24 protein-coding genes are annotated in these 23,712 nt (G+C 37.0%); 9 read left to right on the top strand and 15 right to left on the bottom strand.

Annotated elements, in window-relative coordinates; genetic code table 11:
* Nucleotides 1-2: 2 nt before the first annotated feature.
* The 6 genes from M0G43_RS13255 (at nucleotide 3) to M0G43_RS13280 (ending at nucleotide 5,845) form a co-directional block, all read left to right on the top strand.
* A complete protein-coding gene (locus tag M0G43_RS13255) occupies nucleotides 3-845 on the top strand; it encodes a mechanosensitive ion channel family protein (protein ID WP_248027128.1) in 843 nt (280 codons plus the stop codon).
* A gap of 3 nt (nucleotides 846-848) precedes the next feature.
* Nucleotides 849-1,730, top strand: coding sequence for a hypothetical protein (locus M0G43_RS13260; protein ID WP_248027130.1), 882 nt, complete (start codon nucleotides 849-851; stop codon nucleotides 1,728-1,730).
* 1 nt (nucleotide 1,731) lies between these two features.
* Nucleotides 1,732-2,895, top strand: coding sequence for a sigma-54-dependent transcriptional regulator (locus M0G43_RS13265; protein WP_248027132.1), 1,164 nt, complete (start codon nucleotides 1,732-1,734; stop codon nucleotides 2,893-2,895).
* A 32-nt stretch (nucleotides 2,896-2,927) separates the two neighbouring features.
* Complete coding sequence (locus M0G43_RS13270) at nucleotides 2,928-3,806, top strand: PPK2 family polyphosphate kinase (RefSeq protein ID WP_248027134.1); 879 nt, start codon at nucleotides 2,928-2,930, stop codon at nucleotides 3,804-3,806.
* Nucleotides 3,807-3,891: 85 nt separating this feature from the next.
* Nucleotides 3,892-5,265: a M20/M25/M40 family metallo-hydrolase gene (locus M0G43_RS13275; RefSeq protein WP_248027136.1), complete on the top strand. Its 1,374-nt coding sequence runs from the start codon at nucleotides 3,892-3,894 to the stop codon at nucleotides 5,263-5,265.
* A 7-nt stretch (nucleotides 5,266-5,272) separates the two neighbouring features.
* Entirely contained in the window at nucleotides 5,273-5,845 is a 573-nt protein-coding gene (locus tag M0G43_RS13280) for a hypothetical protein (protein ID WP_248027138.1), read from the top strand.
* 1 nt (nucleotide 5,846) lies between these two features.
* Here M0G43_RS13280 and M0G43_RS13285 read toward each other — a convergent pair whose 3' ends face one another.
* The 7 genes from M0G43_RS13285 to lysA form a co-directional block, all read right to left on the bottom strand.
* On the bottom strand, nucleotides 5,847-6,479 hold the full coding sequence (locus M0G43_RS13285; RefSeq protein WP_248027140.1) for a hypothetical protein: 633 nt from the start codon (nucleotides 6,477-6,479) through the stop codon (nucleotides 5,847-5,849).
* Between the two features lie 170 nt (nucleotides 6,480-6,649).
* Entirely contained in the window at nucleotides 6,650-6,994 is a 345-nt protein-coding gene (locus M0G43_RS13290) for a cupin domain-containing protein (protein ID WP_248027142.1), read from the bottom strand.
* A gap of 163 nt (nucleotides 6,995-7,157) precedes the next feature.
* A complete protein-coding gene (locus M0G43_RS13295; protein ID WP_248027144.1) occupies nucleotides 7,158-8,480 on the bottom strand; it encodes an MBOAT family O-acyltransferase in 1,323 nt (440 codons plus the stop codon).
* A 95-nt stretch (nucleotides 8,481-8,575) separates the two neighbouring features.
* Nucleotides 8,576-9,613: a hypothetical protein gene (locus tag M0G43_RS13300; protein ID WP_248027146.1), complete on the bottom strand. Its 1,038-nt coding sequence runs from the start codon at nucleotides 9,611-9,613 to the stop codon at nucleotides 8,576-8,578.
* A gap of 335 nt (nucleotides 9,614-9,948) precedes the next feature.
* Nucleotides 9,949-10,317: a hypothetical protein gene (locus M0G43_RS13305; RefSeq protein ID WP_248027148.1), complete on the bottom strand. Its 369-nt coding sequence runs from the start codon at nucleotides 10,315-10,317 to the stop codon at nucleotides 9,949-9,951.
* A 92-nt stretch (nucleotides 10,318-10,409) separates the two neighbouring features.
* Nucleotides 10,410-11,447, bottom strand: a complete 1,038-nt coding sequence (locus M0G43_RS13310) for an AI-2E family transporter (RefSeq protein WP_248027151.1) — start codon at nucleotides 11,445-11,447, stop codon at nucleotides 10,410-10,412.
* 103 nt (nucleotides 11,448-11,550) lie between these two features.
* Complete coding sequence (gene lysA / locus M0G43_RS13315; protein ID WP_248027153.1) at nucleotides 11,551-12,759, bottom strand: diaminopimelate decarboxylase; 1,209 nt, start codon at nucleotides 12,757-12,759, stop codon at nucleotides 11,551-11,553.
* A 184-nt stretch (nucleotides 12,760-12,943) separates the two neighbouring features.
* Between lysA and sucC the strand changes: the two genes are divergently transcribed.
* Nucleotides 12,944-14,134, top strand: a complete 1,191-nt coding sequence (sucC, locus tag M0G43_RS13320; protein ID WP_248027155.1) for an ADP-forming succinate--CoA ligase subunit beta — start codon at nucleotides 12,944-12,946, stop codon at nucleotides 14,132-14,134.
* A 121-nt stretch (nucleotides 14,135-14,255) separates the two neighbouring features.
* On the top strand, nucleotides 14,256-14,837 hold the full coding sequence (locus tag M0G43_RS13325; protein WP_248027156.1) for a hypothetical protein: 582 nt from the start codon (nucleotides 14,256-14,258) through the stop codon (nucleotides 14,835-14,837).
* A 1-nt stretch (nucleotide 14,838) separates the two neighbouring features.
* Here M0G43_RS13325 and M0G43_RS13330 read toward each other — a convergent pair whose 3' ends face one another.
* The 3 genes from M0G43_RS13330 to M0G43_RS13340 form a co-directional block, all read right to left on the bottom strand.
* A complete protein-coding gene (locus M0G43_RS13330) occupies nucleotides 14,839-15,537 on the bottom strand; it encodes a phosphoadenylyl-sulfate reductase (protein WP_248027159.1) in 699 nt (232 codons plus the stop codon).
* A 99-nt stretch (nucleotides 15,538-15,636) separates the two neighbouring features.
* Nucleotides 15,637-15,873, bottom strand: a complete 237-nt coding sequence (locus tag M0G43_RS13335) for a DUF1456 family protein (RefSeq protein WP_248027161.1) — start codon at nucleotides 15,871-15,873, stop codon at nucleotides 15,637-15,639.
* Nucleotides 15,874-15,885: 12 nt separating this feature from the next.
* Nucleotides 15,886-16,578, bottom strand: a complete 693-nt coding sequence (locus M0G43_RS13340) for an alpha/beta hydrolase (RefSeq protein WP_317231460.1) — start codon at nucleotides 16,576-16,578, stop codon at nucleotides 15,886-15,888.
* Nucleotides 16,579-16,837: 259 nt separating this feature from the next.
* Here M0G43_RS13340 and M0G43_RS13345 point away from each other — a divergent pair, with 259 nt between their 5' ends.
* Nucleotides 16,838-17,239, top strand: coding sequence for a TerB family tellurite resistance protein (locus tag M0G43_RS13345; protein WP_248027165.1), 402 nt, complete (start codon nucleotides 16,838-16,840; stop codon nucleotides 17,237-17,239).
* Nucleotides 17,240-17,241: 2 nt separating this feature from the next.
* Here M0G43_RS13345 and uvrB read toward each other — a convergent pair whose 3' ends face one another.
* The 5 genes from uvrB to M0G43_RS13370 all read right to left on the bottom strand — a co-directional run bounded on the left by uvrB (nucleotide 17,242) and on the right by M0G43_RS13370 (nucleotide 23,642).
* A complete protein-coding gene (gene uvrB, locus M0G43_RS13350; protein ID WP_248027167.1) occupies nucleotides 17,242-19,245 on the bottom strand; it encodes an excinuclease ABC subunit UvrB in 2,004 nt (667 codons plus the stop codon).
* Nucleotides 19,246-19,395: 150 nt separating this feature from the next.
* Nucleotides 19,396-19,758 carry a hypothetical protein gene (locus M0G43_RS13355; RefSeq protein WP_248027169.1) on the bottom strand — a complete coding sequence of 121 codons (363 nt, stop codon included), beginning with the start codon at nucleotides 19,756-19,758 and terminating at the stop codon, nucleotides 19,396-19,398.
* A 124-nt stretch (nucleotides 19,759-19,882) separates the two neighbouring features.
* Nucleotides 19,883-20,662: a hypothetical protein gene (locus tag M0G43_RS13360; RefSeq protein WP_248027172.1), complete on the bottom strand. Its 780-nt coding sequence runs from the start codon at nucleotides 20,660-20,662 to the stop codon at nucleotides 19,883-19,885.
* A gap of 67 nt (nucleotides 20,663-20,729) precedes the next feature.
* The gene (locus M0G43_RS13365) at nucleotides 20,730-21,221 is read right to left on the bottom strand and encodes a hypothetical protein (protein WP_248027174.1); all 492 of its coding nucleotides are present in this window, start codon (nucleotides 21,219-21,221) and stop codon (nucleotides 20,730-20,732) included.
* A 90-nt stretch (nucleotides 21,222-21,311) separates the two neighbouring features.
* Nucleotides 21,312-23,642, bottom strand: a complete 2,331-nt coding sequence (locus tag M0G43_RS13370) for a T9SS type B sorting domain-containing protein (RefSeq protein ID WP_248027176.1) — start codon at nucleotides 23,640-23,642, stop codon at nucleotides 21,312-21,314.
* Between the last annotated feature and the right edge of the window lie 70 nt (nucleotides 23,643-23,712).

The following is a 23,712-nucleotide window of genomic DNA, read 5'->3' on the forward strand; positions in this document are numbered from 1 at the left end:
AAATGGAAGAGTTATTTAATTTTCTCCGAAAGGAATATCACATTACAGAAAAGATTTCTTTAAGTCTGATGGACTTGATTATCTTAACAATTGTCTTGATCATTGCTACCATCGTGATGAGGATTATTTTGAAATTGTTGAGCAGAAATCTGCCTTATGATGATAAAAGGAAGTTCAAGGTAGTTTTCGGTTATGCAAGATGGTTAGTGTACGTCATTATTTTGCTCATAACTTTCCATTCACTCGGCATTCCAGTTACAGGAGTTTTTGCCGCTTCAGCCGCGTTATTGATAGGTATCGGTTTGGCGCTTCAAACCTTATTTCAAGATATCATCTCTGGCGTTTTTATTCTCATTGACCAATCGGTTCACGTTGGTGATATCATAGAAATTGAAGGTAAAGTAGGTAGAGTAGAGGAAATCAAATTACGAACAACTCGCGCTGTCACGATAGATAACAAAATCCTTATTATACCGAACCATCTATATCTTGAGAACAGTTTATACAATTGGACCCAGAATGGAACAACTACTCGCGAAAATGTCAAAGTAGGTGTTGCTTACGGAAGCGATGTTCAACTTGTAAAGAAATTATTACTTCAAGCGGCCAATGCACAGCCTGAAGTATTAGAAAAGCCAGAACCGACAGTTTTATTTACGGATTTTGGTGATAGCTCATTGAATTTTTCAGTTGCATTTACCATAAACGATAGTTTTAATGCACGCTTTCCGCAAAGTGGAATTCGTTTTGAAATTGATAGATTGTTCAGGGAACATAACATTACCATTCCTTTTCCTCAAAGAGATATTCATATCATTGAAAAGAATTTACCCCAAAAAGAATAACATATGCCAAATAAAAATAAACTAGTAATAGCTTTCTTGTCGATATTCTGTAGCTGTTTAATATCTGCACAGACAAGCGATTTGTTAAGATTGGAATATTTAAATATTCCTAATTCCAATTCAAAAAACTCAATTAGCCGATTTAGGGCTTTGATTCAGGCACCTTTAAAGGTTAGCGAAGGGAATTACATAGTGATTGGTGGTGAATATCGATATATTGATTTTACTTTTGACAATGTACCGTTTTCAACTGATGATTTACAATCAATTCAAAATATTGAGGCAAGTCTTGGATTTCTGCATCGCTCAAAAAATACTGATTGGATTTATGCGGGTAAAGTTGCAGGTAGAATCTCTTCTAATTTCGAAACAAAATTAACATCTGATGATTACATCTACATTGTTACAGGTTACGCCATTAGAGATAGAACAGCTGAAGGTAAGTCAGACAAACCCAATCGATTGATTTTGGGACTCGAATATTCCACTACTCCTGGCAGAAATTATCCACTTCCCATTATTAACTATTACAGAGAATTTGCTCCAAAATGGACTTACACATTGGGTGTTCCTAAAACAAATATCCGTTATAAGTTTGATGACAAAAATCATATACAAGCATTTGCTACTCTAGATAATATTTTTGCCAATATTCAAGGAAATAAAACAATTGATGGAAAAGTGGCCGAAAATATTTCCGCAACCTTGGTTTTAGGTGGTTTAGGATATGAACACTATTTCACAAAACATTTACTATATTACGGGTATGCTGCATACAGTATTACTAACGATTATCGTTTGAGAGATAATGAACGGGAAGATATTTATACCATAGACGATAAAAACACAATCTATTTTAGAACAGGAATAAAATTCAAATATTAAAATGCCAAAAATTTTAGTCATAGAAGACGAAGCAACCATCAGAAGAGTTCTCATAAAAATTTTAACCGAAGAAAATGACGCTTATGATGTGGAGGAAGCAGAAGATGGGTTAGCAGGAATTGAAAAAATCAAAAAAGAGGATTATGACTTGGTCCTTTGTGATATCAAAATGCCTAAAATGGATGGCGTCGAAGTATTGGAGGCTGCAAAAAAAATAAAGCCTGAAGTGCCTATTGTGATGATTTCTGGTCACGGCGATTTAGATACTGCCGTAAACACAATGCGTTTGGGAGCGTTTGACTACATTTCAAAACCACCAGATTTAAACAGACTTCTCAACACCGTAAGAATTGCTCTTGACAGAAAAGAACTTGTTGTAGAGAATAAGATGCTCAAAAAGAAAGTGAGCAAAAACTATGAAATGATAGGTGAGAGCAAGGCTATTTCTCAAATCAAGGATATGATTGAGAAAGTCGCGGCTACAGATGCACGGGTTTTAATCACAGGACCAAATGGAACAGGAAAAGAGTTGGTGGCACATTGGTTGCACCAAAAAAGTGAAAGAGCAGCCGGACCATTGGTTGAAGTGAATTGTGCTGCAATTCCTTCCGAATTGATTGAAAGTGAATTGTTTGGTCACGTTAAAGGTGCGTTTACGAGTGCTGTAAAAGATAGAGCAGGAAAATTTGAAGCTGCAAATGGTGGAACGATTTTTTTGGATGAAATTGGCGATATGAGCCTTTCGGCACAGGCGAAAGTGTTGAGAGCGCTTCAAGAAAATAAAATTCAAAGGGTTGGTAACGATAAAGATATCAAAGTTGATGTTCGCGTTGTTGCCGCTACCAATAAAAATCTGAAAAAGGAAATTGAAGAAAACCGATTTCGAGAGGATTTATATCATCGACTTGCTGTAATTCTCATTCAAGTTCCAGCATTGAACGATAGGCGAGAAGATATTCCGCTATTGGTTGATTATTTTTCAGGTAAAATTGCTGAAGAACAAGGCACAGCTAAAAAATCCTTTTCATCTAAAGCATTGAAATTATTGCAAGAATATGATTGGACAGGTAATATTCGGGAATTGCGAAATGTTGTGGAGCGATTGATTATTCTTGGTGAAAAAGAAGTAAATGAGAACGATGTGAAAATGTTCGCTTCAAAATAAACTCAAATTAAGAATCAAAATCCAACCATAAAATGAAAGACATCAGTATCAACGACTTCCAAATCACTGAAAAAATCAATATCAAAGATTTAAAGACGACTTATGATTTAGAAGCATCTGAAGATAAGATTGAAGATGAGTTGGAAGATGTTAGAGAGAAGTTAGGAAAGCTGCAAGATACGATGTACGCTCACGGCAAATATGCTGTTTTGGTTTGCTTGCAAGGTATGGACACCGCAGGAAAGGACAGTCTCATCCGTGAAGTTTTTAAAGACTTCAATACTAGAGGAATCGTTGTGCATAGCTTTAAAGTCCCGACCGAATTGGAGTTGCGGCACGACTATCTTTGGAGACATTACATTGCATTGCCAGAGCGTGGTAAGTTTGGTGTTTTCAACCGTACGCATTATGAAAATGTGTTGGTTACAAGGGTGCATCCTGGTTATATTTTGGGTGAAAATATTCCTTCGGTCACGTCTTTGGAAGATATCAATGAGGGGTTCTGGTCGAAACGATTTCAACAAATCAATGATTTCGAAAAACATATAGCAGAAAATGGTACGATTATTTTCAAGTTTTTCCTGAACCTGTCCAAGGATGAACAACGGAATAGGTTGCTTCGACGACTTGAGAAGCAAGAGAAGAACTGGAAATTTTCACCAGGAGACCTCAAAGAACGAGCATTATGGAATCAATATCAAGAATGCTATGAGGATGCATTAAATAGAACATCAAAACCTCACGCACCTTGGTTTTCCATTCCAGCAGATCACAAAGAAACGGCTCGCTACATTGTTGCGAAAATTATGTATGACACTTTGAAAACCTATACAGATATCCAAGAGCCAGAACTTGATGACGATATCAAAGCAAATTTAGAACAGTATAAAAAGCAATTGGAGAACGAATAGTTGCCGCCTAAACTTTAAGATTTTGTTTTAAATCGAAAAAATTTATTAGTGGTATATTAGTGCCATTAAAAATTTTTATCTCTCTATGAAATATCTATTAATAGCAAGTTTCTTCATTACACTTCAATTGTCTGCGCAAAGCAGTGATGCCGATGTCATCAAAAGCATTTATTCTAAGGCACTTACAGACGGGAAAAGTTACAGTTGGTTAGATCATTTGTCCAATCAAATAGGGTCACGTTTATCTGGTTCTTTGGGAGCCGAGCAAGCGGTTGAATATACTAAAGCTGAAATGGAGAAACTAGGTTTCGACAAGGTTTGGCTTCAACCAGTTATGGTGCCGAAATGGGTAAGAGGTGCTCCGGAATTTGCTTATATTGAAACATCTCCAGGCAAAACAACAACGGTAAATATTTGTGCTTTAGGCGGCTCCATTGCAACGCCAAATGCAGGTGTAAAAGCTAATATAATTGAGGTTAAGAGTTTAAAAGAACTCGAAACTTTGGGAAGAGATAAGATCGAGGGTAAAATAGTTTTTTTTAATCGGCCGATGCAAGCTGATGCCATCAGGACTTTTGATGCTTACAGTGGAGCGGTTGACCAACGAGGTTCTGGTGCCAAGGAAGCTGCCAAGTTTGGTGCAGTTGGCGTTATTGTCCGTTCTATGAATTTACGTCTTGATGATTTCCCCCATACAGGCGGAATGGGTTATGGTGATTTGCCAGCGTCTCAATATATTCCTGCGGCGGCTATCAGTACCAATGATGCTGAATTGTTGAGCGGAATGCTTTCGCTCAATAAAGACATCAAATTCTTTTTTAGACAGAATTGCCAACAGCTGAAAGATGTGCAATCTTATAACGTTATTGGTGAAATAAAAGGAAGTGAATTTCCCAATGAATATATTGTGGTAGGAGGACACTTGGATTCTTGGGATTTAGGTGATGGCTCTCACGATGATGGTGCAGGATGCGTACAGTCGATGGATGCTTTGAGGATTTTAAAGAAGTTAGGTTACAAACCAAAACGAACTATTAGAGTGGTGTTGTTTATGAATGAGGAAAACGGACTTCGAGGTGGTACGGAATACGCGAAAGTAGCCAAATCTAAAGGTGAGAAACACATTTTTGCACTGGAAAGTGATTCTGGAGGTTTTACGCCAAGAGGGTTTTCGTTTGATACAGAAGGCGAATTTATTTCGAAAGCACAACAGTGGGCATCTTTGTTTGAACCATATCTTATCCATCAGTTTGTGAAAGGTTATGGAGGCGCAGATATTGGTCCGTTAAAAGATGGAAATGTTGTTTTGGCCGGATTTGTCCCAGATTCACAGCGTTATTTTGATTATCATCACGCTAAAAATGATACGTTTGACGCCATCAATAAGCGCGAATTGGAGCTTGGCACTGCAACAATGGCTTCTATGATTTATTTGGTGGATAAATATGGCGTCAACTGATTTTTATATGAAAAACTTTGCTCTAATAGTTTTATTTATTATTTCTATGGTCTCATCGGCACAAACGGCTGATAAATCACTGCCATATTATGAGCTTCCGGAGTATTCAGAAAATTTTACTGCTGGAACGGTGGCTGCTCGACAGGTAGAAGCATTAGGATTTCGATATTATTGGGCAACAAACAACTTGGTGGAAAAGGATTTGGCTTATAAATCTGATAAAGACGCTCGTTCGGTTGATGAAACTATTGAACATATCTTGAACTTATCGTATGTGATAGTCAATTCTACCTTGAAAAAGCCGAATGAGAAAACGGATTTTTCACAATTGGATTTTGAAGCCAAACGAAAACAGACATTGATAAACTTGAAAATTGCTGCTGATATTTTGAAGCAAAGTGATGATATTTCTCAATTCAAAATTATTTTAGGAGAAAGAGAGGTACCATTTTGGAATGCAATCAATGGTCCGATTGCAGACGCTATTTGGCATTGTGGGCAGATTGCATCATTTCGTAGAATTACAGGTAATCCTATAAACCCCAACGTGAATCATTTTATGGGAACGGTAAAAGAATAGCTCAATATTCTTCCTTTATACGCTTATTAATTCCTTCCAATAATTCTATTGCATCTTGCTTGTATTGTTTTGCAATTGCCAGATGATTACCAACGGCAAGCATCGCGTGGGAGGTTACTCGTTTTTTATAATCCTCACTTTCGGTGAAATAGGTAATGACTTCATCCGTAAGATTGCCTTTTGCCATATCAATAAACCAAGGAAACTTTTCAAGATCATTGAAATTTTTTAGAACAATATTATCCATACGTTCATTACTTTTATCTATTAAAGGACCGAAAACAGCATAGAATTTAGTAATATCAGTAATTAAAGTATCTTTTTCAGTCGATGGAATATCTGTTAAAGTCTTAAGTTGCCCAATACCTCGTGTCTGATAATTAAATGGCTGATAGATTGTCACTAAATTCAGGCACTCCAAACATTCTGTATAGTTATCTTTTGTGATCTCACCATCAATGATTCTTTTGCTGTTCGTTCTATTGATTTCATAAAATTTTATGATGGTAGATGCGAAAGTGGTATCGATTTCTAAATCATAAGAAATAGTTTTTAGCGTATTATTTATAGCTCTTTTTAGCTTCCGCTCTTCATTCCAATTATTCACTTGGAGTGCCAACAAAATACCAATCATTACCAAAAAGATTTCTCCGATGGCATAGAGTAAATAACTTGTGAATTTGTTCTTCTTTAAAAGTTATCTACGGATTTTTTTAAAAATGGTGACCATAAGCCATTTTATTTGAATTGGTTGATTTTGAGCATAATGTAGTGATTTATTTAGTTATAGTATGAACGATGAAACTATTTAGGCTCGATAATCAAAAAAACTGCAGTGCTGTCGCCAACATTTAAAACTTCATGAACAGATAGTTCGTCATTCGAAAATGTATAGCCAATGGGAACATTTACTTCTCTTGTTCCGTTTTCATCGGTAATTCTAAAGGTACTTCCAGATAATGTATATCCTGTATGTGGCTTGTGATAATGTTTTTCATGGCCTACTCCAGGTGGGAATGTACATTTCAGGATTCGCATTTGTGAATTGTCCTCTATTATCTCGCTTACTTGTTGTCCTTCCCAGCCTGCTTCAAATGGATCTGGTAAATTCTCGATCGATGATTGTTTTCCATTACAATTGACAAACATTATTGACAATAAGAGAGTTAATGCAACATTATATATTTTTAACATCTGATAGTTTTTTCTTGCTAGATTGTTTTAAATGTTCAACAATTTTAATTAAAAAAGTTAATCTTTACCTTCTATCCTAGAATTAATTTGATTGGTTTAGGAAATAATTAATTATTGATTAAAACTGAAAATAGATAAATTGCTCGCCACTACCTTGGGAAATCACTATAAGAAAAAACATAATAGCCCAAAAAACTCCTAGAACCCATGAAGGTATTTTAAAAGATACTTCTTTCAAAGAAGTATTCCTCATAAACCAATGGCATACAAATAAAATGCTAATAACCGCTAATACTTTAATGATTTCGAATGAATCCAAAACTTTTGAGCCTTCAACATTCATAAAAAACATAGAGGAAATAATATTCTTCGCAACCGAAAACTCTCTTGCTCTAAAAAATACCCAAGTGAAATTTACTAGAGTATAAGTGACTAACGCCAAGATAACCCCATTATAAGGACCGATTTTGATATGAATTTTGTTTTTGAACATTCGTTCCACTACCAGATAAATACCATGAAGAGCTCCCCAAACTACAAAAGTCCATGCAGCACCATGCCACAAACCTCCTAGAAGCATTGTGATCATCAAAGCTGCATACATTCTTACAATTCCGTGTCTGTTTCCTCCCAAAGGAATGTAGAGATAGTCTCTCAACCAACTGGAGAGCGAAATATGCCATCGACGCCATAAATCTGAAAAACCAATTGCTGCATAAGGATACCTGAAATTATCTGGCAATATGATACCCAGCATAAGCGCAATACCGATAGCACATGTAGAATAGCCAGCAAAATCAAAAAATATCTGTCCGGAAAAAGCAAGTGTCCCTGTCCATGCATCCAATCCGTTTAAAATATCTTTTGAACCAAATACTGTATCAGCAGTATCAGCCAACAAAGTGTCGGCTAGAACCACTTTTTGGAAAAGACCAATAGTCAATAAAAACAATCCCCAAATAAATTGATTTATGGTTGCTTTTTTTTCTTCATAAAATTGAGAAATTAAATCTTGCGCTCTAACAATAGGTCCTGCTACCAATTGAGGGAAAAATGTAACATACAAAGCGAAGTCTAAAAATGTTCTAGCTTTTTCGGTCCTCCTCAAATACATGTCAATTGTATACGACATAGTTTGGAACGTATAAAAAGAAATTCCCATTGGCAATAAAATATCAATTGGTTCGGCTTTGTAGCCATAACCATATGTATTAACTACTGATGTGAAATTATCCAATAAGAAATCACGATACTTAAAAAAGACCAAAAATCCAAGATTGACAAACAAGCTCAACAGTAGCCACATTTTTCGCTTACGTTGATTTTCTTCAATGGATAGTTTGTTTCCTGCAATCCAATCTACAACTGTTGAGATCCAAAGAAGAATCACAAGTGGTGGATTCCATAATCCGTAAAAAATATAACTTGCAAAAAGTAACATTCGTTTACGGTTGATCCAGTTTAAAATGTTGCCGTAATATAGTACGAGAACGATGACTAAAAAGACGATAAAACTCAATGAATTGAATAACATGGTTAGTTGGATTTAAGGTTAGTGATTACTCCATCTTTTTTCATGGCTTCAATAATTACTCTTGTGAAAACTTCGGCATCCTCCGCAGCTAAATGGGACCATTCTGGAAGAAATAGGTTGGTCAATTCTGGAAAATCTTCATAATGATATGCTTTTGCACCAGATTTTTCAACTAATGGATCCCAAAATTGTGCTCGTGGAAATGCTTTACTTTCGATGTCCTTGAACAAACCTGATGAAGGGCATCTCACCAAGATCAAATTGCCACCTCGAGCTTGAAATTTTTTTGCTAAATCAACGAAAGTATTCGTAGTGGTCTCCTTGTCAGGTGGTGGGTTGTCACCACTTAAGATGGTGGTCCATACTTTTTTGATTGTATTTGCATACGCCGTATCTTTTACCATTATTTCAGGCATTTTCATGCGTCTATCCAATGTGATTTCTTCAAAATTATTAAATGGTGGGTAGCGTGGACCGCTTCGCTCATCCCAATGAACTTGCTTTAAAAGGGTCTTAAGGTCAACATCCGAATCCCAGCTTTCATCACCATCCCTTATAAACACAAGATTCTTCTGTAAGGGAACAGAAAGCATATGGTTCAATCGTTGTGCGTATGTTCGATTGTAATAATAGTCCACTAAAGATTGTGAACGTTGGACAAAATTTGCTTTTGGATTAATAGTTGAGAAAAAAAGTGGTGGAGTAATCCCTATTACCAGTGTACCGTTGAAATCAGTATTTTCAACAATATCCTGCATCACAGGAATTGGCGTTGATCCTTGTGCAGCAAGCATAATTCCATTGGTACCAGTTTCATTTTCCCAGATATCGAGATTTATATCATAAAGTATACGTGAGGAACCGATAAAGACTACCGTCTTTTCATCATAATTTTCCAGACGAGCCCTTTGATTGGCCCATAAATTTTTGTTATCATCAATATTGGGTTCAAGACCTTGATTTCTCCAATAAAGTTCCCATATGACAAGGCTTATCATACCCAATGTCACAGCAACGAACAAGGATTGTTTTAGATTCATTTTGGTTGGTTTTAGTTATTAATTTTTATAAAATCATAATCTATATCATCAGCTTTTATTTAATTGTGAAATATTATATAACATGAATGTTTACATAGCTCATCAAATGGTGGATGTGGCTTTCAATACGTCTATTATTCAGATGATTATATGAATTTAGACATTTTTTAAATATGATATTGTTTTTTTTAAGGTTAAATTATGATTGTTCTAAAAAACATCAGATGTTAACATTATTTGGTTTTAAAACCACAAAATTATCAACTTTGAATTGATGACTGTCAAAATGTGTAAGCTGTATAAGCATGACCATAATTACTGGCATAATAGCAATATTAAAAATACGATTTCCCAAACGAAATAGTTTTTAAAATCCCCAGCGAAGCTGCGCCAGCAGCACATTTCATATTCGATATCGCCATATAAAGCGTAAATTGGGTGGTGGCAACAGTTTTCCAACAAAGATGCATGCCAGAGCCAGATACTGCTATGCATAGAAAGGTATAAAAGGTATAATTAGGAAAGGATAAAAGTGTAGACAACGAAATTATTGCTCCATAAATTGCAATTTTATGGGAATTGATGGTAATATGAATAAAATCAGAAGGAATTTTAATATGAAGATAGAGGCAATGGATCAAAGAATCCAATTTGATTGAATCTGAACATAGAAGTACTATGAAAGTGGTTAATCTGCTTTCCATAAGTCTTCGTCAGTACTATTATAAAGACTTGAGGAGATTTTAGATATAGTGAAATTTCTTACATATTTACCATTCTCATTTGGCAGGAAGAATTATAGTCGCTCTTCATCTGTTTTTGAAACTTCTTTTCCATATTCAATTCGATAAATTCTAACCATTGCCATAAATAAACTGATGAGTAATGGACCAAAAATCAATCCGATAAAACCAAAAATAGGAACGCCTACAATTACGCCTATAAGTGTAACCAAAGGATGCACGTCGTCAAGCTTTTTTAGTACATACAATCGAATAATATTGTCTGTGGAACCAACAACAATAAATCCATAAAGCAAAATTCCCCAGGCCTGAAAATTATCTCCAGACGATAGGGCAATAATAAAGACTGGAAGTATTCCTAAAAGGGTGCCTATGAACGGTATCATTGAGCCAATTGTGGTAATAACAAACCAAAAGAAAGGGTTTTCAACGCCAAAAATCCAAAACCCAATAAGAGCTATGACTCCTTGGGCCAATGCTACCAGAGGGATTCCAAGTGCATTCGACCGAACCATTGCTTGTACCTCATCCCCAACTTCAGATAGATTTTCCTTACTCATAGGAATGTATTCTTTCAAAGACTCTCTAAGGGTTCTTCTATTTGTCAACATATAGAAAAGCATGAAGTACATCAATCCAATAGCAATAAACGCATTGAATGTGCCGCCCACGAGGTTTTGAAGATTCTCTGATAACCAACTTGTAATGGCACTTGTGTCGATACTGGAGTTTAAGTCAAAGCCGACATATTGTTCAGCTTTTCCTATTTGATCTTTGACAGCCTTAATTACCTCTTCGCTGTTTTGGACTGCTTGACCTATCTTATTTCCCAGCATCATAACCACACCCGTGATTGGCAATAAAACCACAACAAAAGAAATCAATATGATTGTCAAAGCAGCAAGAGTAGGATTCCATTTTCTCTTTTTGACAAGAGTAGCCATCCATTTTCTGAAAAGAATGTAAATGGTAACAGCTCCAAGCACACCGGTAAGATATGGAAGCATTTCTCTGAAAATGAGACTTCCCATCAATAAAATAAGAAGCAGCACGAAAATTTGACGAATGATTTTAGGAGGTATCTGTTCCATATGAAACTAATGTGTCTTTAAACTGAAGGTTGTTCTTCGATTTAAAGATACAGTAAGTTTCTGAAATTTCAACAATTAAGATTGACCTTGATAGATTCCGTTTTTAACCCAAATCAATTTCGATTTGATTTTTAAGAATGTCTTCAAAAGTTTCGCGCTGTCTTATCAATTTAGCTTTGCCTTTATGCCAAAGCACCTCGGCTGGTCGATAGCGCGAGTTGTAATTGCTAGACATGGTAAAGCAATAAGCTCCAGCATTTTTGAAACATAATATGTCACCCTCGGTTATTTCATTGATACGACGGTTATTTGCGAATGTGTCGGTTTCACAGATGTAGCCCACCACAGAGTAAAAGCGTTCTCGTCCTTTCGGATTGGAAATGTTGATAATTTCATGTTGAGAACCGTAGAGCATAGGACGAATTAAATGATTGAACCCAGAATCCACCTGTGCAAAAACGGTTGATGTAGTCTGTTTAACAACATTCACTTTTGTCAAGAAAAAGCCTGCTTCACTCACCAGAAATTTTCCAGGTTCGAAGGCCAGCGTTAAATCTTTACCATAGTCTTTACAGAATTCATTGAAGCGCTTGCCTAATTTTTTTCCAAGTTCTTCAATATTGGTTTCGATATCACCTTCTTTATAAGGTACTTTAAACCCCGAACCAAAATCGATGAACTCTAAATCCTTGAAATGAGTTGCCGTGTCAAATAGAATTTCGCTTGCATAAAGAAAGACATCAATATCCAAAATATCACTACCAGTATGCATATGGATGCCATTGATGTTCATTTTTGTGTTTTCTACAATTCTGAATAAATGTGGCAATTGATGGATTGATATTCCAAATTTACTGTCAATATGTCCAACAGAAATGTTAGTGTTGCCTCCAGCCATCACATGTGGATTGATTCTGACGCAAACAGGAGTTTTAGGATGGCGTGTGCCAAATTGCTCTAAAATGGAAAGATTGTCAATATTGATTTGAACTCCCAGTTCAGCTGCAGCTTCAATTTCTTCCAAGGAAACACCATTTGGTGTGTATATGATTTGTTCGGGTGCAAAACCTGCGGCCAATCCTAATCTCACCTCTTGAATTGATACGGTATCCAAACCAGACCCAAGTGTATTGAACAATTTTAAGACTGAAATATTGGATAAAGCTTTTACAGCATAATTTATGCGTAATTGCTTCACCTTACCAAATGCTGATGTCAAACGTTTATATTGAGATGTGATTTTTTCAGAATCGTAGACATATACAGGACTTCCGTAGTCGCTGGCAATTTGTAGTAAGGTTTCGTTTTTCATTTTATATTAAAATTAAATTAAGCTGGTAAATTTATAGTTTGTGAGTGATTATTCCCATAAAAAAAATTGTCATTAACATTTAAATAACTTTACATGGAACACATTGCTATACTTAATCGAAAAAACATTGCTAAAAACAGATAGGTTAATTACTTTTGTGCAGCAATAATCTAGACCAATTAAGATGAATTTACACGAGTATCAAGGAAAAGAGATTTTAAACAGTTATGGTGTACGTATCCAAAGAGGAATTGTTGCCCATAATGCGCAAGAAGCCGTAACTGCTGCAAAACAATTAACAGCTGAAACCGGAACAGGATGGCACGTCATCAAAGCCCAAATCCATGCGGGTGGACGCGGAAAGGGTGGCGGTGTAAAGCTGGCGAAAAACCTAAAAGAAGTGGAAGAAATTGCAGGGAAGATCATTGGGATGCAGTTGATTACACCTCAAACTTCCAAAGAGGGTAAGAAAGTGCATCAGGTGTTGGTGGCAGAAGATGTTTATTATCCAGGACCAAGTGAAACGAGTGAATTTTATATTTCAGTATTGTTGAATCGTGCTACAGGACGAAATATGATTATGTATTCTACTGAAGGTGGTATGGATATTGAAACTGTGGCTGAAGAAACGCCACATTTGATTTTCACCGAGGAAGTGGATCCTTCTGTAGGATTGATGCCTTTTCAAGCGAGACGCATCGCTTTCAATTTAGGTTTGGAAGGAAATGCGTTCAAGGAAATGACAAAATTTGTAACTTCTTTATACACGGCTTATGTAAAATCTGATGCATCATTGTTTGAAATCAATCCAGTTTTGAAAACAAGTGATGACAAAATTATGGCTGTTGATGCCAAAGTGACTATTGATGACAATGCACTTTACAGACATCGAAATTATGAAGAGCTTCGCGATCTCCGTGAAGAAAATGCTATAGAAGTTGAAGCAAAAGCCGTTGGACTAAACTATGTCGACCTTGATGGGAACGTTGGATGTATGGTGAATGGTGCCGGTTTGGCTATGGCAACTATGGATTTGATCAAACAAGCTGGAGGCGAACCAGCAAACTTTTTGGACGTCGGTGGAACCGCCGATGCTGCTAGAGTGGAAGCTGCCTTCAGAATTATATTGAAAGATCCAGCTGTAAAAGCTATTTTGATAAACATTTTCGGTGGAATCGTTCGTTGCGATCGTGTTGCCCAAGGAGTCATCGATGCTTATAAAAATATGGGAACCATTAATGTGCCTATCATCGTGCGTTTACAAGGAACTAATGCTGACATTGCAAAAGAATTGATTGACAAATCTGGTTTGGACGTTATGAGTGCTACTGAATTTCAGGAAGCAGCCGACAAAGTGCAATCTGTATTGGATTAAAATTCAGACATATAAATTTAAAAAGCTTCTAATTTTAGAAGCTTTTTTTGTTTTTTGACGCAACCTTTTTTAATTTGATGCATCTTCTTAAAAAACAAATAATCATCAAAATCAACTTATTATGAAAATCTCGCTTTATTTTATTCTATTCTTTTCTGTAATTCTTCTTTCGTGTTCTGATGATGATACCACCAATCAATTGGAACCTGCAAGCAATAAAGTAGCGCTTCTTAAAATTGATTATTTGACCCAAACGTTTGAAGGCGGCAAAGAGCTTACTTTCGATACCGCTACTGATTTCAACATTACTTATAATTATCAAGCGCCTGGCGACTTTGGAAGTGTAGAACTTATGTATGAAGAGTTGGATGAAATGTTATTTGATGGAACCATTATCTGGATGGGTTTAGGAGCAAGATCTTATCCAATATCACTGATGAGTCCAGAAGATTTTCAAACAATTGATGAGCCATTGGATATGCTATCAAATACTATGTTTGAAAATGTAATGTATTCAGAATTTGCATATTATCCAGAAGATTTGGATTATTCGACCTTGTGGAATTCTATTGCTGATTTAAGAATTGTTGAAGAATACAGATCAAGCAATCCAAATGCAACTATCAATGTGTTTTTGTATACACCGAGCGTTGGGGTCGGAGATCCAGCCGATTGGGATTACTATGTGATTCTTAAAAACTGATTTATAGGTGCAGACCGCATTCGGTTTTTGGATTGTTATTCCATCGACCACTTCTATCTTCACCAGGAATGGTGCAGTGTGAACATCCTATGGAATTATAACCTTTAGAAACCAATGGATGAAAAGGTAATTGATGCTCTTCTATGTAAGCGTCTCGTTGTTCCTTTGTGATATCAAGCAGTGGGTAGAATTTCAATATTTCTCCACGCATTTCAAAAATGTCCAAAGTAGCTCTATGGTCACTTTGCCATTCCATAAGTCCAGAAGCCCAAACTTTATATTTGTTTTTAATAATATCTAAAGGCCTTACCTTATTGATAGAACAGCAAAAATCTGGATTCTTTTTCCAAGTTTCATCTTGTGTGGTAAAATCGTGTTCTTCCTTTAAAGCACTAATGGATGAGACATTGAGACCATACAATTTTTTCAGTTCTTCTTTATATTTTAAGGTTTCTTCAAAATGATAGCCTGTGTCAATAAAAAACACCTTTTGCGCTTGATTTGCTTCAGAAAAAAGTTTTAAGAAAAATGCAGATGTTGCAGCAAAAGAACTCGTAAGCATCACATCATCAACATCAAAATCATTATATAATTCCTTAATGCGCTGTGTTGCGGAAAGCGGTTTATACTTTTTATTTAGGGCTGCAATTTCAGAATCAGTCAGTTGAATTTGCTTTATTTCCGACGCGTTTTCAAACATAGTTGCTATTAATCTCTGATAGAAAGAACCTGCAAACTACAATTTTGTTTTTAGCGAGAAAAACGTTTGGGAAATTTTTAGGAATTCGACAAAAAACGTCTATTTTTTTTCCTTTTTTGGCATCGGACCTCGTAAATGTATGATTAATCCGTTGAGGAAGTTACGCAGAATTTGGTCACCACACTCAACATATTTAGGATGATCTTCTTTTCTAAAGAATGCTCCCAATTCACTTTTGGAAATTCTAAAATCTACCAACTCAAGGATTTTTACGATGTCATCGTCACGCAATTTTAGTGCAACACGCAGTTTTTTGAAGATATCATTATTGGTCATTCTTTTGTGATTTTAGTTGTTTTTTGTGAGCCAAAGATACGCTTTCGGAAAATTATTGCTCCAAAGTGCTTCATTATGCTTTCCACCTTCAATAATAAGTTTCTCAATATTTTTAGGTTTTACCCCTTTTCGCTGTAAAAGAGAAATCATCTTTTCGAGGTCAGGTACCATTTCCTCACTTTCATCAGAACCCATCAAGAAGTAAAAGCGAGATGTTTTGGGGATATCCGTTTTCTCGACCAACTTGTAAATTTCATCATTAAACCAAAATGAAGGTGAAAAGACTCCTGCACTTCCGAAAATTTCAGGATGTTTAAGGATTGCATAAAAAGACATCAGACCTCCTAAGGAAGAACCAACAATGCTTGTATGATTGGGATCAGGTTTTGTTCTGTAATTTTTATCAACATAGGGTTTCAAAGTATGAGTGATGAAATCTAGATAGTCATCGCCTTTTCCACCTCCATATTTGTCGTGAGGATAGGGTGTCAATTCATCTATTCGTTTCTCGTTACCGTGTTCAATGCCGATTATGATAGTTTTGTTTTCAGAAATGGAGTCTAAAAACTCATCCACTTTCCATTCGCCTACATAAGAAGTCTTGGCGTCAAAAAGATTTTGTGCATCGTGCATATACATCACAGAATACGCTTTTTTAGAATTTTGATATTTTTTCGGTAAGTAAATCCAAATTTTCTTTTTCACATTGAGTTGAGGTGCTTCAATAGAGAACGTGTCAACTTGCTGTGAAGCAGTACTTTGTGCGGAAATTCTTAAGAAAAAACATATTAAAAATATTATTAAAAAGTGTCTTAACTGCATGATTTTTAAGTCTTAACGAGTGATGAAAGTTGAAAATTACCGATAAAATGTCAATTATTTTTCGACAAGTTACGTTTTATCAACGACAATAACATTTACATTCTTACTAACTTTATATTGTAAAATTGTTACTCCCTCTATTATGATAAATCGTGTTGAGAAATTAAGCTTGCTGTCAGAAATGATAGCGTTTGCACAGGCCGATGATAACCTAAAATCCATCGAATACAAATTTTTGTTGGGTGTTGCCAAACAATTAGAAATATCACAAGAAGATTTTGACTACCTTATTAAGTATCCTGTAAATTATGTTCACTTAAAATCACATAGTGAACGTGTCGTGCAATTTCATCGATTAGTTTTATTGATGAATCTTGACAATGAAATCACTGAAAAAGAATTGGTAAGGCTTTACAATTTTGGATTGCGAATGGGATTAAGCCACGAATCCATCAGTAGAGTATTGGATTTGATGGATAGTTTCCCAAATAAGATTGTTCCTCCTGATTTTTTAATTGATATTTTCAAGATTCAATATAATTAAGATTAAACTTTAAGTTTCTCCAGTTTTTCTTGATATCCTTTTATTTCGTCTCTTAATTGTGCAGCGATGATGAAGTCGAGTGCTTTTGCGGCTTGCTCCATTGATTTGCGTTTTTCACGGATTTTCTTTTCCAACTCTGGTTTGGTGAGGTATTCGCTTTCAGATTCGGCGGCTTTTTGGGCATCCAATTCATAACGATAAGTGCTAACAGAGTTTTTCGCCAAAACATTGTCCAAACTTTTGTTCAAGGCTTGAGGCGTAATGTTGTTCGTTATGTTGTAAGCAATCTGCTTTTCGCGTCTGTAATTAGTTTCATCAATGGTTTTTTGCATACTGCTTGTAATAGTATCTGCATACATAATGGCTTTTCCATTCAAGTTTCGAGCTGCACGACCTACTGTTTGTGTTAGGGAACGATTCGAACGTAAAAAACCTTCTTTATCCGCATCGAGGATGGCGACGAGTGAAACTTCTGGTAAGTCCAAACCTTCACGGAGTAAGTTGACACCAACCAAAACATCAAACAAGCCTTTTCTTAAGTCCTGCATAATTTCTACACGTTCCAACGTGTCGACATCGCTGTGGATGTATCTAACACGTATTTGAATTCTGCTTAAATATTTGGTCAATTCCTCTGCCATACGTTTGGTGAGGGTTGTTACCAAGGTGCGTTCGTCTTTTTCGACGCGGTCTTGAATTTCTTCAATTAAATCATCAATTTGATTGAGACTTGGACGCACATCTATGATAGGGTCGAGGAGACCTGTAGGGCGAATGACTTGTTCTACATAAATACCATCTGTTTTTTGGAGTTCATAATCCGCTGGTGTGGCGCTGACATAAATGACTTGGTTTTGCAATGCCTCAAATTCTTCAAACTTTAATGGCCTATTATCCATAGCAGCTGGTAAACGGAAACCGTATTCTACCAAATTTTCCTTACGACTTCTATCGCCACCATACATAGCGTGGACTTGCGAAATGGTGACGTGACTTTCATCTACCACCATCAAATAATCATCTGGGAAATAGTCCAAAAGACAGAATGGACGTGTGCCAGGCAATCTTCCGTCGAGATAACGGGAATAGTTTTCAATCCCTGAACAATAGCCAAGCTCTCTGATCATTTCCAAATCGAATTCTGTGCGCTCCTGGAGCCGTTTTGCTTCGAGGTGCTTGCCAATTTCCTTGAAATAATCCACTTGTTTGACCAAATCATCCTGAATTTCACGGATGGCTCCCTGTAAAACTTCGGGTGAGGTGACAAACATATTGGCCGGATAGATATTCAGCTTGTCATACTTTTGAATCACTTCGTTGGTTTGGGCATTGAACACTTCCATATCTTCAATTTCGTCACCAAAAAAGTGAATTCGGAAGGGATTATCTGCATACCCTGGGAAGATATCGACCGTATCACCTTTGATCCTGAAGTTTCCATTGTTGAAGTCTGCTTCGGTGCGCGAGTACAGACTTTGCACAAGTTGGTGCAAGAGTTTGGTACGGGAAATGACCTGATCTCTTTGGAGGGTAATCACATTTTTTTGAAATTCCACCGGGTTACCGATACCATAGAGACAAGACACGGATGCCACTACCAGAACATCGCGACGACCTGACAACAATGATGAAGTGGTACTTAAACGCATTTTTTCAATCTCCTCATTGATGGACAAATCTTTTTCGATATAGACACCCGACACTGGAATGTAGGCTTCGGGCTGGTAATAATCATAGTATGACACGAAATATTCTACGGCATTATCGGGAAAAAACTGTTTGAACTCTGAATAAAGTTGTGCTGCCAACGTTTTATTGTGTGCCAATACAAGGGTAGGGCGTTGCACATTCTCAATGACGTTTGCCACCGTGAAGGTCTTACCCGAGCCCGTTACACCAAGAAGTGTTTGGTACTTTTCATCTTGCTCAATGCCTTGAGACAGTTTGTCAATGGCTTGCGGTTGGTCTCCTGTGGGTTTGTAACCGGAATTTATTTTGAATTTCATTGCTCTTTACAGTTTAGGCCACTAATTCACGAATGGATTGATAAAAATTGCTATCGATTTATGCCATTCAAATTTACGGTTTTGTGTTGAGTATGCCTTGAACGGTTAACGGAATTTTAGGATTGTTGCTGGTTGAATGTCAGATTTGATTTATATGGAGTGTAAATGTGAATGCAGGACGTCAACTTGTGCTTGCAGGATGACAACATTTGTTTGCAGGACGCCATATTTTTCTTGCAGGATGGCATATTTTGTTTGCAGGATGTCAACTTTTGTTTGCAGGATGGAAGATTTTGTTTGCAGGATGAAAGAATTTGCTTGTAGGATGAAAGAATTTGTTTGCAGGATGCTCACTTGTGTGGACAGAACGCTTACTTGTTTGGACAAGATGGTCACTTGCGTGGACAGGACGTTTACTTGTGTGGACAGAACGCTTACTTGTTTGGACAAGATGGTCACTTGCGTGGACAGGACGTTTACTTGTGCGGACATGATGCTCACTTTTGTGGACATGATGCTCACTTTTGTGGACAGGATGGTCACTTGTGTGGACAGGACGTTCACTCATATGGACAGTACGATCAGTTTTGTGGACAAGGATGGTGGAGACTATCCAAAAAACTGTTTAACCTCTTCACTATCGTAAACCATTTACTGTTCTGATGCGTGTTCTATTGGATGTATCCTTATAATAGTGAAGTATAAAAGTAACTGTGGTAATGTCTGATAAACTTGTTTTTTGTTTTAGGATTGTCAGGTTGTTATAAATATCTGTAAGTAATTCTTCTCTCAACTTCGGATTTCCGAATTCAATGATAGGGACCAAGTTGACAATATTATAGCTCTTATCAACTGTCACTTCATAATATGCAAATTTACCACCTTCAATATCAGCATTTTTATATTTATCGAAAATGCTAAATGATTCTATTATTGGTTGAATTTTAGAATCATAATTTGGATTCAATTTATTCTTTGACAGAAATTGAAACAAATCCAAAGTTAATGGAACGTGCCAATAATAATGCTTTTCGGCATTGGGAGCTCTATTGTTATAGAATTGCTTATCTAATTGTTTGGAGCTATTGCACCATCTCATGGTATAATATCCATTATTAGTATCTTTAGTGGCGAAAAACAGCCAGGTAGTATCTATGGGAGGATAAAACACGCACATGGATTTTGCCTCATTGTAAAGTTTTATTTGGTTTTCAAAATTTCCCTTATAAATATCAATAGGTTCTAAATTTAAATTTGAATACCCAGCACTTTTTCCATTTCTGGTTATATCTACAACTTTGGCTGTCAGTACGATATCGGCATCTGCATAGGCCTCTAAAAAATCTTTTTTATAACAATCGCATGCAAATGATTTTATGCTGATAAGTAGTGTTATGAGTATTGATAGTGTTTTCAAATCCAGTATTTAGTATAAAACGTCATTTTCATCATGCTATTATTTAAAAACGGATAGTTCATCAATACTAGGATTTTACACTCATACTAATGTCTGTAAATAGAATTTTAAGGGAGTTGTTTTTTGAGTTGTTTGTGACTACTATTTGGACGTCGTTGTATTGCCAGACCAATAGGATGGGGTGGTCTTTTAAGGCAACTTCTACAAGAGATTGTTGTCTTAATGAAGTGGCTTCAGAGTTATCAGATAAAAATTCCTTTTCTAAAGTTGTAGTATCTTCTTTTAAAACGCTGTGGGGTTCGCCATAGGTGTCAACCATTTCCTCGTAAACCTTGTCTTCAAGTATTTGTGGAAAATACGTGGAGATGCTGATGATGATGCCATCATTATTGGTTTTAATAAAGATATTTTTCACATGTAAACCGAAAAGTGATTTCACATTGTCATCAAGCAAATGGTAGGATTTGCCCGAAGGGTCCTGAAAATTTAAGGACACAGGTTTATCTAGGTCTGCTATGTGCAGACCCAGATAAACGTGGGGATTGAAGTGAGTCATCATTGGGGGGATGCATTTAAATGCTATCTAATATCAGATTATTTTTTGAGATTTCTTTACGGAAATCCTCAATTGGGGAGTTTTTTTTAAAAGTTATCTAACGAGGGCAAAATGACCTCTATAAGTTCGACCGTCGGGTAGGGTTGCGACAAACCAGTAATCATCGCTAGGCATTGGACGGCTTTTATGAGTACCATCCCAACCGGGGCTTAAGTGGTTGAACTGCGCCAGAATTTTACCATAGCGGTTAAATATCTTAATGTCGATGCCCTGATTGAAACGCGCCTTGACACCATATACCTGCCATGTTTCGTTTTGCGTATCGCCATTAGGAGTAAAGAACTTCGGGAAGCCGAGGACAGCGATTTCCTGTTCTACGATGCCACATTCGTCTTGGTTTCTTACATACACTGTATGAATTCCGGGAGCGACATTGGTAAAGGTATTGCTGTCTTGGTAAAAACCATTTGGATTGTCCAATGCATATTCATACTCGCCATTGCCCGAAACAATGACCGTAACGGTGTTATTAGAACCACCTTCTTGAACAATGATGTCCTCGATAGTAGCAGCTTCAGAAGCTGTGACCGTAATATTGCGCGTCGCCGAGCAGCCATTCGGGTCAGTGACGATGACGGTGTAAGTACCTATTTCATTGGCATCAAAGAACGACGTATTGACACCTGTTGAGGTACCGTTGAAGAGCCATTCGTAGTAATAATTGCTTGCAGAATCGTTGCGTACGCCACCTAAAATTCGGACGGTATTTGGAAAGCTATCGGTACAATAAATCACTGTTTCATCATCTGCTAATGTAGGAGTATAAAGAACGTTTAAAGTCACCGTTGTTACCGCATAGCACTGATTGTTGCTCAAAATCTTTACAAACAGCGTTTGTGTGTTTTGAGTGGTATTGCGATATGGAGAACTCAATGCATTATTGTTGCTGAAGGCATCGGCCTCTGTGAGGTAGTAGCGCACTACGGCATCTGCTGGTATTTGTGATTGAATGGAGGCTGTGATGTCGTTGAGGTTAAAATCTGTAAATCCATCTGTAGGCGCATCATCGCATGCTGTTTGTGGCGCAATAGTGACGACATTTGAGGAGATGACTAGTTGTAATTGTGCAATTTCAAAACAGCCAGCTTGGTTTTCTACACGTGCAAAAACTATTTGGTTAGGAGTAGTGTTTTGAAAATCGTTGGGATTTATGATATTGCCCGTATTCTGGATTGCGTTGTTCTGCGTGAAAAAGAAATTAGTGATGAACAATGATTGATTACTATTGGTGATACTGTTTGAAGCATCGTACAAATCATAGAATGTGATGCCGTCTTGATTTTGATCACATTCTGTAAGCGTGGCATCTGTGACCACCACTGCTGGGTAAAACTCGATGACCACATCACCATAAGAAACACAGCCATTGGACAGGGTGACTTCCACTTCGTAGGTCCCGGCTTCGTTGACCGTTAGGGTGGGATTTGTTTCACCAATGAGTTCTACATTATCTTTAAACCATTTATAGGCGCTAACATTGGGTTGGCTGGCATCCAAAGTGTATGTCTCTTCATCACATAAAGCGTTGCCTGTGGAGCTTAAGAGATTTGGGCCCAAATCGGTTGAAATTTGAAAACTACCAGCTTCCAAAAACACTGCAGAGTCATACCGATAGTTTTGCTCATCTGCAATGACCAACTTTACGTGATACGTTGTGTTGGGAGTAACATTGGCAGTTGCTGTCAGTACCTTCGTTTGCCCGTTGAAATTGATGGGAGCGGATGGTCCGTTCCAGCCTTCGAAATAAAATTCGTTGATAGGAGGGCAGCCGCCCTGAATACCCGAATGAACGGTTGTGACCTTTACAGGAGTTTGGGTATCGGGAACCAATGCAATATTAGTGTACTGTGTTTCGGTTACGGGGCGAATCAAAAATCCGAAGAGGTCGGAGTATTGGCAGGTATTATCATCATTTTCCTGATATTCTTCTGAAGCGAACAAATATCTAAAGCTGATTTGCGATGCTTGTGAGGTAAAATCAAATTCGAGTATTGTGGCGTTGAGCGTGTTGGGTTCGTTGAGGACATTTTCCAAATCCGTATCGCCGATCCAACCAGGAGCATCATCGTCACTCAAGGATGTATTGGGGCCTTCAGCATTTGCTATTTTTCCAGTACTCAAAACAATACCACTTTGGAAAGGAAAATTGCTGCCATTCGCCTCAAAATAACCATAACTGGTGTCATTTCCTCCGAAATTACCACCAACTATATTCGTCACAATCACATTGTTGATACAGGTGCTATTGATGAGGATGTCTTCTACCAATTGCTGCGGTGTATAAGTCTGGCTGTCTACACGAACATTTTGTGCAAACATGAGCGCAGGCAGAAGCAAGAAAAGTAATTTAGAAAGGCTTTTCATTTACAATTTTTCCGGATGCAAAGATACGCATCCTATCAACAGAAAAGATTGAAATATATGTTAAAGATGC

Origin of the sequence: Subsaxibacter sp. CAU 1640 (assembly GCF_023156585.1) — a bacterium.
Taxonomy (GTDB): domain Bacteria; phylum Bacteroidota; class Bacteroidia; order Flavobacteriales; family Flavobacteriaceae; genus JBPOFM01.